7 protein-coding genes and 4 pseudogenes are annotated in these 14,499 nt (G+C 59.1%); 5 read left to right on the forward strand and 6 right to left on the reverse strand.

Going from position 1 to position 14,499, the window contains the following annotated elements; genetic code table 11:
* The first annotated feature begins 18 nt into the window (after positions 1-18).
* Positions 19-2,088: a recombinase family protein gene (locus IVA74_RS00515; protein ID WP_247338780.1), complete on the forward strand. Its 2,070-nt coding sequence runs from the start codon at positions 19-21 to the stop codon at positions 2,086-2,088.
* Positions 2,089-2,125: 37 nt separating this feature from the next.
* On the opposite strand, the pseudogene IVA74_RS00520 reads toward IVA74_RS00515, so the two are convergent.
* From IVA74_RS00520 to IVA74_RS00530, 3 genes and pseudogenes are all read right to left on the reverse strand, one after another.
* Positions 2,126-2,469, reverse strand: a pseudogene (locus IVA74_RS00520) (ATP-binding protein); the annotation flags it as partial.
* Positions 2,469-3,284 (reverse strand): annotated as a pseudogene (locus IVA74_RS00525) (IS21 family transposase); the annotation flags it as partial. The pseudogenes IVA74_RS00520 and IVA74_RS00525, both read right to left, overlap by 1 nt.
* Positions 3,285-4,137: 853 nt before the next feature.
* Complete coding sequence (locus tag IVA74_RS00530) at positions 4,138-5,541, reverse strand: CoA-binding protein (protein ID WP_247338782.1); 1,404 nt, start codon at positions 5,539-5,541, stop codon at positions 4,138-4,140.
* A gap of 594 nt (positions 5,542-6,135) precedes the next feature.
* Here IVA74_RS00530 and IVA74_RS00535 point away from each other — a divergent pair.
* The 3 genes and pseudogenes from IVA74_RS00535 to IVA74_RS00550 all read left to right on the forward strand — a co-directional run.
* A pseudogene (locus IVA74_RS00535) lies at positions 6,136-6,539 on the forward strand (ATP-binding protein); the annotation flags it as partial.
* 1,832 nt (positions 6,540-8,371) lie between these two features.
* Complete coding sequence (locus IVA74_RS00545) at positions 8,372-9,163, forward strand: SDR family oxidoreductase (RefSeq protein ID WP_247338784.1); 792 nt, start codon at positions 8,372-8,374, stop codon at positions 9,161-9,163.
* A 1,794-nt stretch (positions 9,164-10,957) separates the two neighbouring features.
* Positions 10,958-11,854, forward strand: coding sequence for a 3-keto-5-aminohexanoate cleavage protein (locus IVA74_RS00550; protein WP_247338786.1), 897 nt, complete (start codon positions 10,958-10,960; stop codon positions 11,852-11,854).
* Between the two features lie 150 nt (positions 11,855-12,004).
* On the opposite strand, the gene IVA74_RS00555 is transcribed toward IVA74_RS00550, so the two are convergent.
* Positions 12,005-12,205, reverse strand: a complete 201-nt coding sequence (locus IVA74_RS00555; RefSeq protein WP_247338787.1) for a hypothetical protein — start codon at positions 12,203-12,205, stop codon at positions 12,005-12,007.
* 652 nt (positions 12,206-12,857) lie between these two features.
* On the opposite strand from IVA74_RS00555, the gene IVA74_RS00560 reads away from it, so the two are divergent.
* Positions 12,858-13,196: a hypothetical protein gene (locus IVA74_RS00560; RefSeq protein ID WP_247338791.1), complete on the forward strand. Its 339-nt coding sequence runs from the start codon at positions 12,858-12,860 to the stop codon at positions 13,194-13,196.
* Between the two features lie 246 nt (positions 13,197-13,442).
* On the opposite strand, the pseudogene IVA74_RS00570 reads toward IVA74_RS00560, so the two are convergent.
* Positions 13,443-13,697: pseudogene (locus IVA74_RS00570) on the reverse strand (transposase); the annotation flags it as partial.
* A 472-nt stretch (positions 13,698-14,169) separates the two neighbouring features.
* Positions 14,170-14,499: CoA-transferase (locus tag IVA74_RS00575; RefSeq protein WP_276578146.1), on the reverse strand; the 330-nt coding region annotated here is incomplete at its 5' end.

The following is a 14,499-nucleotide window of genomic DNA, read 5'->3' on the forward strand; positions in this document are numbered from 1 at the left end:
AGGCAAGGGAGGTCGCTGATGAGCAAGATCGCGCCTGAGCACCTCGCCCGTCAGGCCGTCGTCTACATCCGTCAGTCGACGGCTGATCAGGTCGCCAGCAATCTGGAAAGCAAGCGCCGTCAATATGGACTTGCCGATCGGGCGCGGCAGCTCGGCTGGAGCGATGTCGCCATCATCGATGACGATCTTGGCCGCTCTGGCGGTGGCGTTGCGCGGCCCGGCTTCGAGAAGCTGCTGGCTGCCATCTGCGACGGGCGTGTCGGCGCCGTTGTCTCGATCGAGGCGTCGCGCCTGGCTCGTAACGGCCGTGACTGGCACACATTGCTGGAGTTCTGCGGTCTCGTGGGTACGCTGATTGCCGACGAGGACGGAGTCTACGATCCGCGTCATCCCAACGACCGCCTGCTGCTCGGCATGAAGGGTACTATGAGCGAGATGGAGCTATCAGTCCTACGACAGCGCTCGCTGGAAGCCTTGAAGCAGAAGGCACGCCGCGGCGAACTGTTCATGACGGTTGCCATCGGGTACGTGCGGATCGGCAACAACAGCATCGCGAAGGATCCGGATCGGCGCATTGCGGAAGCCATCACACTTGTCTTCGCGAAGTTTACCGAGATGCAGTCAGTGCGTCAGGTGCACCTGTGGCTCAGGCACGAGCGCATCCCGTTGCCGGCCGTCGCCTACGGCACGGAAGGCCGACGGATTGAGTGGAAGCTGCCAGTCTACAACACGCTCTTGCACATCCTGACCAACCCGATCTACGCCGGTGCCTATGCATTCGGACGTACGGGCAGCCGCGTCAGCATCGAGGCCGGCCGCAAGAAGGTCGTTCGCGGCTTCAAGAAGGAGCGCGACGACTGGGAGGTATTGATCCCGAGTCACCACGAGGGTTATCTGAGCTGGGCGGATTACGAAAGGAACCTCAGCCTGATCGCGGACAACGCCAATGGCAAGAACCCAATGAGCCGCGGCGCATTGCGCCGTGGCGAGGCGCTGCTGGCCGGCCTTCTGCGCTGCGGCCATTGCGGGCGCAAGCTGCATGTCGCCTACTCCGGCAAGGACGGCAACACCGGCCGTTATCACTGCCAGGGTGGCTTCATCAATCACGGTGGCGATCGCTGCATCTCATTCGGCGGCATGCGAATCGATCGCGAGGTCGGCATCGAGGTGATCGAGCGCCTGCAACCGCTCGGAATCGAAGCCGCACTCGCGGCGCAAGCGGTGCGCAGCCGTGCCAGCGAGGACAAGCGGCGGCACTTGGAACTGGCGCTCGAGCAGGCCCGCTACGAGGTCGGCCATGCGCGGCGTCAATATGATGCCGTCGATCCCGACAACCGCCTCGTTGCCGCCGAGTTGGAGAAGCGATGGAACGAGCGGCTGGCCATCGTCCGCGATCTGGAGACCGAGCTGGAAGGGCTGACAGCCTCACCCGCGACAGAACTGACGCCGGCCTATCGCGAGCGGCTGATGACGCTCGGCGCCGATCTACAGCTGGCCTGGACCAGGCCGGGTGTGACGCCGGAGGCCAGGAAGCGGATCGTGCGAACACTGATTGATGAGATCATCGTCCACGTCGAGGACAACGCGCTCAATCTCGTGATACGTTGGCACGGCGGCGACCACTCCGCGCTCAAGGTCAGGAAGAACCGCTCGGGGCAACATCGCTGGAGTGCGGCGGGCGAGACTATCGATTTGGTCCGTGTACTGGCGCGGCAGATGCCGGACAAGGCGATCGCTTCGGTGCTCAATCGCGCCGGCAAGACGACAGGGCGCGGCAACGGCTGGACACAGTCACGCGTGTGCAGCCTACGAAGTCACAATGCGATTGCGACCTATCGGGAGGGCGAGCGACGGGAGCGCGGCGAGGTCACGCTCGACGAGGCCGCTGCAGTCCTGTCCGTCAGCCCGTCGACGGTGCGCCGTCTGATCAAGGATGGCCAACTCGCGGCGAGTCAGCTCTGTAAGGGCGCGCCGTGGATCATCAAGGCGGCCGATCTGGAACGTGCCGATGTGAAGAGCGCTGCGACCGCCCGGCGTCTGCGGCGTCCGCCGTCCGGCGATCCGCTGCAAAAAGTGCTGGAACTCTAACGACATGGACAGGTGAGCATTATGAAGCGGGCTCGCACGGGCCGAGCAGCAGCACGTTCTCTCCGTTGGCTATCCAACGTGATGCGGCAAGATCACGGATCTGCTTTGGGTCGATTGGCGGCTGCGCCTCGAAGTCGAAGCCAGCAAGCTCCTTCACCGTCGGGAAGTGTGCGAGCTTCAGCGCCATCTCTATGCGGCGATGGTCCTTGTGCGATCTCGCGCTCGCACAGCAGGATCAGCGTCTCACGCGCCGACAGGTTCGCGCGCCGCCTCGTCGAGCAGGCTATCGAGCTGATCGCGGATACCAGAGAGCTGCAGTCGCGCCAGCATGGCATCGAGCGGATCGGTCGTTGCTTCCATTATCTTCTTTGCCCGCGCCATCAGAAGCTTCCTCCGACCACGGCTTCGTATTCGGCAAGAGGGCGCAACAACGACGGCGGTGAGGACGGCGCCAGCACCGTCGCCCCGATCTCAGCCCGGCGGACCGCGCCATTGCGACCAGCAACACCATCGAGATGGGCGGTGTCGATGATCCGCCGCCGGCCTCCATCCGATTGCTTGTGGATCGCAACCTGATGCGATCCATGGCGGATCCGCACTTCCCCGGCCGCGATCGTTACCGCCACGCGCTCGCCAATCAGGCGCCACGGCACTGAGTAGCTGTTCGTGTCGATCTCGACGGCGCAATCATGGCCGACGACGCGGGTCAGTTCACGCAACGATCCGAACGACGGTTGCCCGCTAAGCGGCTTCAACCGGTGTGCCTCGTCACGCGCAAACCGAGCAATCGGCGCCTCGCCGGTCGTGCCGTGGATACGAACGTTCGCCACCTCACGCTCCCATCCGGCCAGATGCGCCTCGAATGCCTCCCAGCTCGCGAAGGAATGCCCCGCAATCGCGTTCTTCTTTACGTAACCGACGCCATTCTCCGTCTTGCCCTTCGTGCGCGCCCGATACGGCGCGCAGGCGCGAGGACGGAAGCCCCAATGCTTCGCGAACGCGATGAGCTTGTCGTTAAATTGGACCGACCGGCTCACTGCGTCGTGGCGCACCACCAGCGCGCGTGGATTGTCCATCAGCACTTCCTCCAGCACGCCGCCGAAGGTCGTGAACGCGCCCTCGAGCCCGGCGAACCAATGCTCTTGCTTCTCAGCCCGGAACGCACGCACATTTAGCCGCCGCGAATGTCCGAGCGTCAGCGGCCATCAGCGGCGCACGGTGCAGCGATTGGTGAAGAATTGGGGATCAAAGGCCGCTCGATCAGCAGCACAGAGATCACACTATCGGTCCAAGCTTCGCGCCTTCGTATTTAATCCTGACAGGTTCTTTCGCCGAAGCACCGCAAGCCGCTCGCTCGCTACGGCGCTCTGGAGGGCGCGCTTCGCGAGCGGCTTGCTCCGACTCGCGGCAGCCGATCCAGAAAGACACCAGGGTGCGCTTCGGTAACATTGTCATCTGAGGCAATATGAGGGGGCAGTTTTCCATGGCGCGCGACAATTGAGGTCCGGGTGCCCTGGGTAACCGCCTTAACCGAGGAAGGTCATTAATCGCGCGCCTCGTGCTCCAGCGATTGCACGTTTCGCCCAAATAGGTTTGTCACACTACTTGAAGGTCGGAGCCGACGGAGCCGCCGCGGCCTGGGGCCAGTACCCGGGCGGTCCGCTTCTCCAGACAATGTCGACGCCAGGGGGATCGCCTTTGGCGCGGAGGCGAGCGGCATCGCGCACGAGCGACGTGTTCCTGAGCAAAACGCTCTCGAAGGAGTCGAGCCCACACCAGCGCTCTTTGTTATCGACCAGTATTGATAGGACCGCGCTGCGCGACGTGGGGCCGGCGACGATGAAATACAGACCATTACCGTCGCCGTACTTGCCGGGCTTATAGCTTTCCAGCCATTTGTTCCTCCACCAAACCGTCCTCCGAATCTTCGGTCCCTAGTGGAGCGTCTTTCCGAGCTGTTTGGTGTGCCAGGCCATGTCGCCGATGAACACAAGCGAGACGCTTGAACGAGCAGAGAATTTCCAGCCTCTGCGGAATGGTCATTGCGGTTTAAGATAACGCATGCCAGTCGATTACCTTGCCCAAAGCACGGACCGAGAGCCCAGTGCCTTGTAGAAACGGTCGGCCCGCGAACGTGGGCGGGACGCCATTTACTTCCTTACCCCAGTACACTCCATTCATCTGCGAAACTGGGATAATGACAATTTCAGGATGTTCTGCCTCTAGTGCTTTAAGAGCAATGCCGATCGGCGACTCGTCATCAATGCTCACTGCCAAGTCTCTTCCCCAGAGAAGGATGTCAAACTCACCGCTCTCTCCGAGGACCTGCATGCAACTGCTCAGGACGTCAGTATTGAATGCACTTTGGGCACTCAGATCCAGGGGATTGAAGCTGTTCGCGAATCTCGGGAGGACGCTTGCCAAGCGTTTGCGCAGTTGATCGGAGAACGAAGCAAGCTTCAAGCCTCTTGTAGATAAAATCAGGTCGGCCATGATGTTTCCCATACCACCGGAAAAACTCGCAAAAGCAACGCGATTACCCTGCGGTCTGAGGGACGTGGTGAAAGCCACAACGGTTTCGATCAGGTCCTCCGCCGAATCGACGGTGACTACACCCAGTCCTTCGAGGAACTGGATGTCTCTTTCATAGCTGTTCGCGGCCAGGGTTGCCGTATGTCGGCTGATGCCCTTTCGCACTTCGAGATGGGCACCGACGCGTAACATGATAATTGGCTTACCTTGTTTCCGCGCATGCGTGCACGCCAAGGCGAAATTTTTAGGATCCTTAATTCCTTCGGAATAACTCACAATGACCTCTGTTTGCGGATCGCCAGCAAAGAAGTTGATTACATCGGCTGTCGTTACGTTGGCCTCGTTGCCGGTCGTCGCAATTTTTCCAACCCCAATACCTCTGCCGATTAGCGGATGCATGATTGTAAACATCTGCCCGCTCTGAAAGACGCAACTGACGCCTCCCGGGACGATCTTAGGAATCCTGCTATCTCCAATGGCAACCATGGACCGGTGAAGATTGATGACTCCAAGACTGTTGGGCCCAACGATTGTTGTCGCCGAGTCTTTTGCCCAACTCTCAATTTGCTGCTGTCTTGCGCGGCCTTCGTCCGAATCGAGCTCAGCAAATCCGCTCGAAATGATCTGTGCGGCGCCTACCGACTTCCGCTTGCATTCCTCAAGAATAGGCTGAATGTTTTCAGCCCGAACGCATAGCACGGCTAAATCGACCTTGAACGGGACATCTGAAATGCACTTGTAGCAGTTCACGTCGTCGACTTTGCCATAGCTGGGGTTGACGGCAGCGATGCGTCCGTCGAAACCTGAAGACAGAAGGTTGTTAAGAATGCTTTTCGCGAAGCTCGGTTTCGGCGAAGCGCCTACTATCGCAATTCCTTGCGGTTCGAAGAGTGATTGAAGATTTGGTTTGGTGTTGATCATCTCTAACTTGCCCAGATTACATGGTAAGGCTCCGGCGGGCATTGCTTGAATGCCGAATGCTGGAACGGACACATGATCGGCCCGCCCTCTTTGTGGTCGTGCCGGAGGGGATGGGAGTATCGAACCCAGCTTCCGATCCGCTCAGCGAATAGGATATTGCGACCCGCCTAACTAATGCAGCTAACGTGTTCAACGAAGAATCCCATTCGTCGATGCAAGCCTTGCCGCAATTGTCGCATGAGAGAACATCTTTTGTCCTGCGTCTGATTTTGCTCGCGCCCTCCGAAACAGTGTCGCCGGCTTTAAATAGCAACCGCCGTGCCAGTGCCCTGGACCCGCATAAGCCATTGATTCGGCTAAAAAGCTCGCCCCCACCAGACACCCGTCGTTGTTTTTAACTGGACAGCAGTGGTGTCGCTGTCAGAAGCTAGACAATCATTGGCCTTGCGCCGATTGACCTGCCCCTGTGTATTTCCTCCAGAAGGAGTAAGAGTCCGCCCCGAAGAAGGACGGAAGATGAAGCGAGCACGGTTCACGAAGAGCAGATTATTGCGGTGCTGAAGGAGCGTGAGGCCGGGGCGAAGAGGGCCGATCTGGCTCGTCTCGGCCCTCGGCCACAAGGCCTGCCGTGACAATCGCTCCGTGCTCTATCAACGTGTTCCGCGGCTGTTCGATGACCTCGCTCTCGCTCGCGCGACGGCCGCCATCCATGCCTATTGCGCGGCCTCGGCCGTGTCGATCTGCTGATCCTCGATGATTGGGGGCCCGAGCCGCTCGATGCCCGCGCCGGTCATGACCTCCTGGAAATCCTCGAAGATCGCTACGGTCACCGTTCCACCATCGTCACCAGCCAGCTTCCCATGGACCAGTGGCATCTGCTCATTGGAGATCCCACCTATGCCGACGCCATGCTCGATCGCCTCGTCCACAATGCCCATCGGCTCAATCTCACCGGCGAGAGCCTGCGCCGAACTCGGCAAGCCGCCCGAAAGACCTGAGCCCGTAACGCTGTGGACATGCCGCTTCGCTTGGACAACGCCAGGCGTTGCCCATGCCCACAGCAACCGCAACAGAAGCAGAAGAAGTTCAAGCCGGGATTTCAGGTTGACAACGCGACTAGCCAAATGCCAGAGAAGCTACCGCCAGAACGCCTCGTCACCGGGCTAGATCAAATGGGAAAGGTGGGCGACATCGTCTCGGAATCCCCGCGACTTCATATCGGCACACCCGAGCGACTTCGTCGGAATCCGCAGTTCTGCGTGGCCGATCACCTGATCTCGAAGCTTTGCGGTTCGAAGATCGAATCGGCCTGCAGGTCGACCGGGAAGCCACGGAACGCGACACCAGGCGGCTCACCACGCGCGTCAAGCTGGCCGCGTTCCCCAGAATGCCTGCGTGGAGCACGTCAATTTGCGCACGCTGCGCGCCATCGACCGGGCCGTCGGTTTCCCGAGCGCAAAGAGAGACAGCGCACCTCATCGGAGACTCCTTGCGACAGCACCGCTGAGAATCCTTTGATAGAAGCTATCATCATCCGAGCAAACGGTGTGCCGTCATGACATCCGGCGCGCCGTTACCTGAACAAAAAGAGCTCAGTTCAAAGAGGCTACGAGCTGTCTGAATGTCTGAATGCTGATGCCGCTGGCCAACCTGACAGCGCTTGCGTGACAAATTGGTGATGAGGGTCGCAAGGGGCAAACAGTCCCCATCTGGCCAATGTCGCTGCGGCCTTTCGAGCGGTTCAGACAGATCCTGAAGGCAACGATCGGAAAGATCGCCTCTCCGGACGGCGACGCGCCGCAAGCAAGAGACGGCAAGCGTCCTGTCGGCGCAATGCCTTAAAGCCCTTGGAGTCTTCAGGCGGCAACACAAGCCGGCACCGCGCGCGGCAACATCAGAAGTGACTGACTTTGGCCGGACATCCCGACACGATTCAACGTGCGACCTTCGCTTCGAGGACAACGTCGTGTGCGTTCTGGAATCTCAAAGCTCGAGCCACTCGGAACGGTTGCACACTCGGATACGAGGGAGCGTGTCCGCCGCGCTCACTCTTAGCAGGCAAGCTGGGCCGAACTGGATCTCCTGCGGGGTCGCTATCTAGAAGATTGGCGGAGAACGTTGCAAAAAACAACCACAAAAGCTGGTTGCTGCCGAGTTCCCGCGCTCGGCCATCTGTGGGCAAGATCACCTTTCCATCAAGATTTCCATACTTAGCAGAATTCATAACCGTGTAGCGCGTGCTGACAATCATCACGCGCGCCTGACTAGAGATGCACCTTTGATTCACCTGCAGACCTCAGCGGAGAATATCTCCGGGGAGACGCGAGTTCACCGTCCATCGAGATGAGGTGAGTATGCGCAAGCGGCTCAGGCCGAAGTGAAGTGCCCCCGCTTGCGGTTGGATCGGCTATTGTGCCCGACGCTGTTAGGCTCGTCGGCCAATCCCACGCAAATAGCGGCGACCGTTCAAGCTTCGTTTGTGAACGCGCCACAGCTCTTCAACAAGCTGCCAAAAGATATGTGCCATCGGGGTCAACTACCCATCTTGGGGACTGCTGCATATGAGAAACATATGTGATTAGCACACTTGCGAGGAATTTCGTCATCAATAACCCTGCAGTATCTGCTCGACCGGTGAGCTAAAAGTGCGGCGACCTACTGGCTACAGTAATGAGGCGTTCTCAAAGCACCTCCAGCGGAGCGCCAACGGGATGGCCGGCTCATAGCTGTCGATTCCATCGCATCAGAGCCGAACAGCGGCTTCTTTGTTTGGCATCCGCCTCGTGGCGGTCGGGCAGGTGAATTTGTCTGCTTGCAAGGAGAAGAGAGCATGGCCAAGGTAGCAATCGTAACCGGATCAGCAACGGGGCTTGGTGCGGCCTGTGCGGTCGATCTGGCGAGCAACGGTTGGAACGTTGCGCTCAACTACACGAAGAGCAAGAAGGAAGCCGACGAGACCTTCGCCAAAGTTGAGGCCCGCGGCGTCGAAGCCATCATGGTACGGGCCGACATGGGACAAGATGCCGACTGCCGGCGGCTTGCGGCCGAGACCCTGAAAAAATGGGGACGCATCGACGGCTTGATAAACAATGCTGGTACTACAAAGTTCCAAAAACAAGGCGATGTCGAGGGCGTCACGGCCGAAGATTTCGACCGTATTCTGCGGGTAAATGTTACCGGCCCCTACATGATGAGCCGCGCTGTGTGGCCGACCATGAAGAAGCAGTGGGAGGAGAGCAACGAACGCGGTTCAATCGTCAACGTCTCTTCGACCGCCGGGGCGACGGGCTCGGGCAGCTCCATTCCATACGTGGCCTCCAAGGGAGCACTAAACACGCTCACGCTAACATTGGCGCGCTGGTTCGGCCCGGCGGTCAGGGTCAACACAATCTGCCCGGGATTCATTCAGACGCGTTGGCTTCTGGAGGGGCTCGGCAAGCTCGAGTACGAGAAGATGAAGGAAAGGGAGGAGCAAACTACGCCCTTGCGTCAGACTGGCACGCCCGAGCAGATGGCCGAAGCCGCGTTGTTCTTTCTCACGAGCGCCTCTAACATCACGGGTGAGTTCTTGCTTATCGATGCCGGCAGTCATCTCGGAACTCTCCCGATGAAAGCACGCTAGTGCCCTGAACTCGAAATTCGCGACATCGCGACAGATTGGCTTTCTTGTCGCGATCGATGGAAACGAATATGGTTGGTAGTCGAGGCGCCGGAGGGGGTTGCATCGGTTGGATTGCGGTCGGGATGCGGACAGGCGCGGCCCTCCGAGTTCGGACGGCACCACCGAAACGGTGATCATGAAAGAGTAGTCCGTGCCGGCCGGTCCTGTCGCTCCCGAGGCTTGCAGGACGGATCGATGCGCCGCTTAGTGCCGCCACAACTGCGCAGGCGAGGGTCTCGAATTTGGCGTGGGACCGCTCCGCTTTATTCATTCGTCGGACCGTTTTGAACAGCAATGAGTTGACAGTAAGGGCCTACGACAACGGCCGCCAATGCCGTAAACCGGTCCCTGGAGCTCTTACAGACAGCACCGTGCGGTCAACGAAAACGAGGAGTCATTGTGGATGTTGCGGTCTCGGTCGGATAAACGAACAACGCCAGAACACCGCCGCAACTCGCTCAGGTTGACGCCACGAGAGGTATGGACGTCAAGACGGTCACCTTCGACGCCGACGATGATCGCTTGAGAGTCTACGGTGCTCTCGCGTGACGCAGCATCAATACCCAAATCCCGGGTAAAACCAACTAAGGGAGGCCTATTACTCAGACGCTTGCGATACCAGACCAGGCACGACATTTTGGGCCCGCAAAGACAGTCTTGCGCCGTGCGCGCCAGATCAAGCAACACCGTTCCTTCTATTCGGAGGCATAAGGATTGTGGCCGTTGTCGACTCAGAGGTAATTCCTATCAAAAGGGCGAGTTCACAAGCCGGTTGTTACAGGTGCGCGAACATCTCGTCAAAGCGGCAAACAGCATCTTCTCCCACCACTGAATAGCGATCCAACATTGGGCCGAGAGCCGCGCCTGGCCGTGCGCCTCCCTTCAGCCCAATCTTGCCGGCGCGGGTGATCAGCTACTGCAGACAGTAGACCGCGCGACAGCAAAGCTGCCTTTCACCACGCTCGCGCTTCTATCAGCTAACGCAGGTGACCTCCGCCTCGATGCAGTTGCTGTGCCGCACTCTGGATCAGAGCCTCGGCATCTCTTCCGGCCTCAACTCGCTTTTGCGGAGACAGTCGCCCTAATCTTCGTCACGATACTGGTGGTCCAAGCTCCGCTAGGCGCAGTGATCTTCGGAACCGCCGAGTTACCGTGACCGTCAGCCTCTCAGGTTCGCAACGTGATCAAAGGCCAACATCGGCGGCCCCACCCAGACCCCGGTTCCGCCCACTTTTCGGCAGCCTTCGTGGCTTTGGATGAGCTTCAGCACAACCAGCAGAAGAGTCAACTCGGATTCGAACTGGAGCATCCCCATATGCGGGCAGAAAACACATGATGCCGACGATGCACTGACGTCGAGTGCGCGCTCGTCTAGACGGGTTATCATCGAGCAGCCTTTCACAAGTGTTCCGCATCCACGGGGGCTCCTAAACGTGAGCGAGACTTGTCAGCTTTGTACTGCGATGTCGCAAATCTAACGGCCCGCCGATTCGTTCCAGAAGCGGAGCTGTCTTCTCTTGCGCTAAGCCAGCCGGGGCAGCGGACTTCCCAAGCGGCACGCCGATTGCTTGGATGACCGCGGCCCTCAAGGAGGCCGGAGCGGCGCTGTCCACGAGGGTATCGGATGCAATCCCTTTTGGTTTTTAGAAACTGCGCTGCTTTTATATGCGGAAACCAAAGCGGCAAATGCCGCCAGATGAATCATCGCGACTCGAAATTTCTATAGGCAGCGCTTCAGTATAGGAGAAGTAGACGATGAACTCTGAGGTGTTTATTACCTGTGCGCTCACCGGCTCTGGAGATTCGGTGGAGCGTAGCCCACATGTACCGGTCACGCCGGAACAGATCGCGCAGTCCGCAGTTGAGGCGGCTCGGGCAGGTGCGGCTGTTGTGCACATTCACGTTCGTGATCCCAAAACGCGGCGCGGCTCGCGCGATCCGATGCTGTATCGGGCAGTCGTTCAGGCCATTCGAGAATCGGACGTAAATCCGGTAATCAATCTGACTGCGGGAATGGGCGGTGACCTCACGCTGGGTGGACCAGAGTCTCCTCTGCCACTGAACTCGAAGGACACAGACATGGCTGGCGCGCGTGAACGGCTAGTCCACGTGGAAGAGCTGCGCCCCGAGATTTGCACCTTGGATTGCGGATCTATGAATTGGGGTTCCGACAGCCACTTCGTCATGGTCAACACCGCCGGGACGCTGCGCGCGATGGCCGCACGCGTGAAGGAGCTCGGTGTACGTCCTGAACTCGAGGTGTTTGATTCTGGTCAGTTGGTGCTGGTGCGCGATTTGATCGAGAAAGGAGTAATAGACGATCCGGCGTTGATCCAGTTGTGTATGGGAATCCGCTACGGCGCGCCGGACGACCCGACTACCCTGATGGCATTGGTGCACCAGCTTCCGCCGCGGACCATCTACTCGACCTTTTCGATTGGGCGCATGCAGCTTCCGTATGCGGCGTTGGCCCCGTTGGTCGGTGCGAACGTTCGGGTGGGGTTGGAGGACAATCTCTATCTCTCTCGCGGGCGACTCGCGACGAACGCCGAGCTCGTGCGGCGGGCGGTCGAGATCCTCGACAGGATGGGGGTGCGGGTGTTGAGCTCTGATGAGACGCGACAGAAGCTAGCGTTAAAGGTTCACGCCTGAAAGGATCTATCCGAAAAGCGGTTCGAAATCTGGGCTGCTAGCAGGGCCGGTCGGTTCTTGATCAACGGGAGTAGCGTGAGCGCGCTCAAATTTCTGCCAAGGATCTTAGACGCCCGACTCAAGATGAATTTCGATGCGGGTTGTCGCCCATCAGGGATATCGCCATAATCGTGCATCGGTGCCTGCCAGGCTTATAATCGGTGGCGGCGTCACGCCGGATGTCATTTCGGCGTTACGCTGTAGTATGCCGACCATCTCGTGATCGGGATCGCAGAAACTTGGGGGATTTGCGTTTAGCTCTTCGACTTTGACTTCGGGGTAGTCAGCCAGGATCCGGCTGATTTCTGTCATGACCCGATCCTTATCAAGTCCGATGGGTAGCCGAACGTCGTAGTCAAAGGTGCAGGCGTTCGGAATCATATTGATTTAACCCCCCGTTGGTGGGCCGACATTGGTCGTCAGCCCAGCCATAAAATCGGTCGCCCCGCGACCCAGGCCCGCCTCGATGGCGGGCCGCCCACGCTCAATTGCCGCCCCCACGTTTACAGGCATGTCCGGCCGGAGATCTCTGAGCTTCTCGAGCGAAGCGATGAGCCGGGCCGCGAGCTTTGTCGCGCTTGATCCGAGATGTGGATATACGCTGTGTCCGGCGATGTGTTCACGTGAAAGCGCAGCCAGATGAAGCCCTTCTCGCCGAAGCGGATCGTATTGCGGGCTGCTCGGCTCGGCGTTGAGGCAGCAATCTCCCAGCACCTCAGGGTGATTGGCGACCAAATAACGCGAGCCCCATTCTCCGAAGGTTTCCTCATCAGAACGACCGTCAATGTAAGCCGTCCGGCAAGTCGCTCTCTCAGCCGCGCGAGATAGACATAGGAGAAGATCGAGGCGGTCGTGCCGATTTCATGTCGCACGCATAACGACCCCAAATACGGCCCTCGCCTACTTCCCCGCCCCAGCAATCTTTCTTCCAACCTTGGCGATCACCGACGGGGAAGACGTCCATATGGCCATTCAGGACGAGATGTCGACCAGAGCCTGCCTCACCATCGAAAGCTGCGATGATATTCGGCATTCAGGGCTCTGGATCGACAACGCGGTAGTCAAGCCCCTGCTCGTCGAGAAATTTAGCGGCAAATTGTCTCGCGGCCCGCGTGTCGCCCGGAGGATTCGGGGTGGCAATCCGCATAAAGTCTGCCAAGAATCTAATGATGCGATCCCGATCCTCTTCAATCCAGGCAAGGATCTGGCGCTTGCCGTCGGCCGCCTTTCTCTTGGCTTCCGTGCGCTTCATGCGGCACCCTTTCGCGGCGACACCCAAGCCTGTCGCGACTTCGCTTCGTAAACAGGGTGCCCTCGCTTTATGACGCCTACCCAGTGATTGGCCCCCAGAAGGCAGGACAGGTAATCGGGATGCTCGATATCCCAAATTGAAAGATCGACTACTTTGCCGACTTCCAGACTCCCGCGGTCTTTTTGCATCCCAAGCGCATAAGCTGCGTTGATCGCGACGCAGATAGGCGCGCAGGGTTGCGATCTCGGCACCAGGCCGAAAGCCGCCGCGTAACAACCCATAGGAATGAAGCTGGCGTAGCCATGCGGCGTTGCTGACATCCGTTTTGCGCCCACAAACGTTCTTGGAGTAACGGGCATTGACCAGAATAACCTTCACGCTGCTCGAGAATCTCATAGGCTGGAAGCCAGTAAACCCCGGTGGATTCCATCGCGACGCTGGTTACGCCACGCGCTTTAAACCAGTCCGCGAGATCATGCAGGTCCTGCGTGAAGGTGCCAAAGCACGCACCGGCGTGCCGGCGCAGGCAGGGTCGGCCGCCGCCATATGCATTTTGGATCCAATGTCGATGGCGGCGGCTCCAACATTCGCCGGCTTAAATCCCGGGCCGCCGCCGGAAGTGATCTTGGACATCGTAACTCCTCCGTCCAATCGTGCCGCTGGCGTCTCACCGACCAGCTTTTCGAAGGAGAGGATCTGTCGCGCCCTCGGGATTGAATAAACGCGAAAATGTTTGAGCACCCAAGAGCAAAGCTTGCAGGTCGTGATTAGAGTTCGGCGCTGTGCGATTGGCGGCTATACTGGTGTGGCGCTAGGCGCGCAATAGTTCCAGGTCTTCAGGAGCAGTGCAACAAAGGTGGCCACGTCGCGCCTCAGAGTCCGCACCGTTTCTTGATATGTAATTTCGGCAGGTCTAGAAAGGCATGAACGACGGTACTGCTTGAAAAGAGTGACTCGGCAGACTGAAATTGACGTCTTCGGGACGCGCAGACCGTATCGTCATGCGCGCCCCATGCTCGAAGCCTTACGTGTTCTTCAGCGCGACGCGGAATTCGGCTTCGGCCTTGGCCTTGACCTCGTCGAGCGAGACGCCGTCGGCGAGCTCGATCAGGGCCATGCCGCCGTCGCCGTGCTTGTCGATGGTGAAGACGGCAAGATCCGTGACGACCATGTCGACCACGCGCTCGCCGGTCAGCGGCAGGTTGCACTTCTTCAGAAGCTTCGGGCCGTCCTTGGCCGAATGCTCCATCACCAGGACGACGCGCTTGACGCCGGCGACGAGATCCATCGCGCCGCCCATGCCCTTGACCATCTTGCCGGGGATCATCCAGTTGGCGAGATCGCCGTTCTGAGC

It is taken from the genome of Bradyrhizobium sp. 132 (genome assembly GCF_023074185.1).
GTDB lineage: Bacteria > Pseudomonadota > Alphaproteobacteria > Rhizobiales > Xanthobacteraceae > Bradyrhizobium.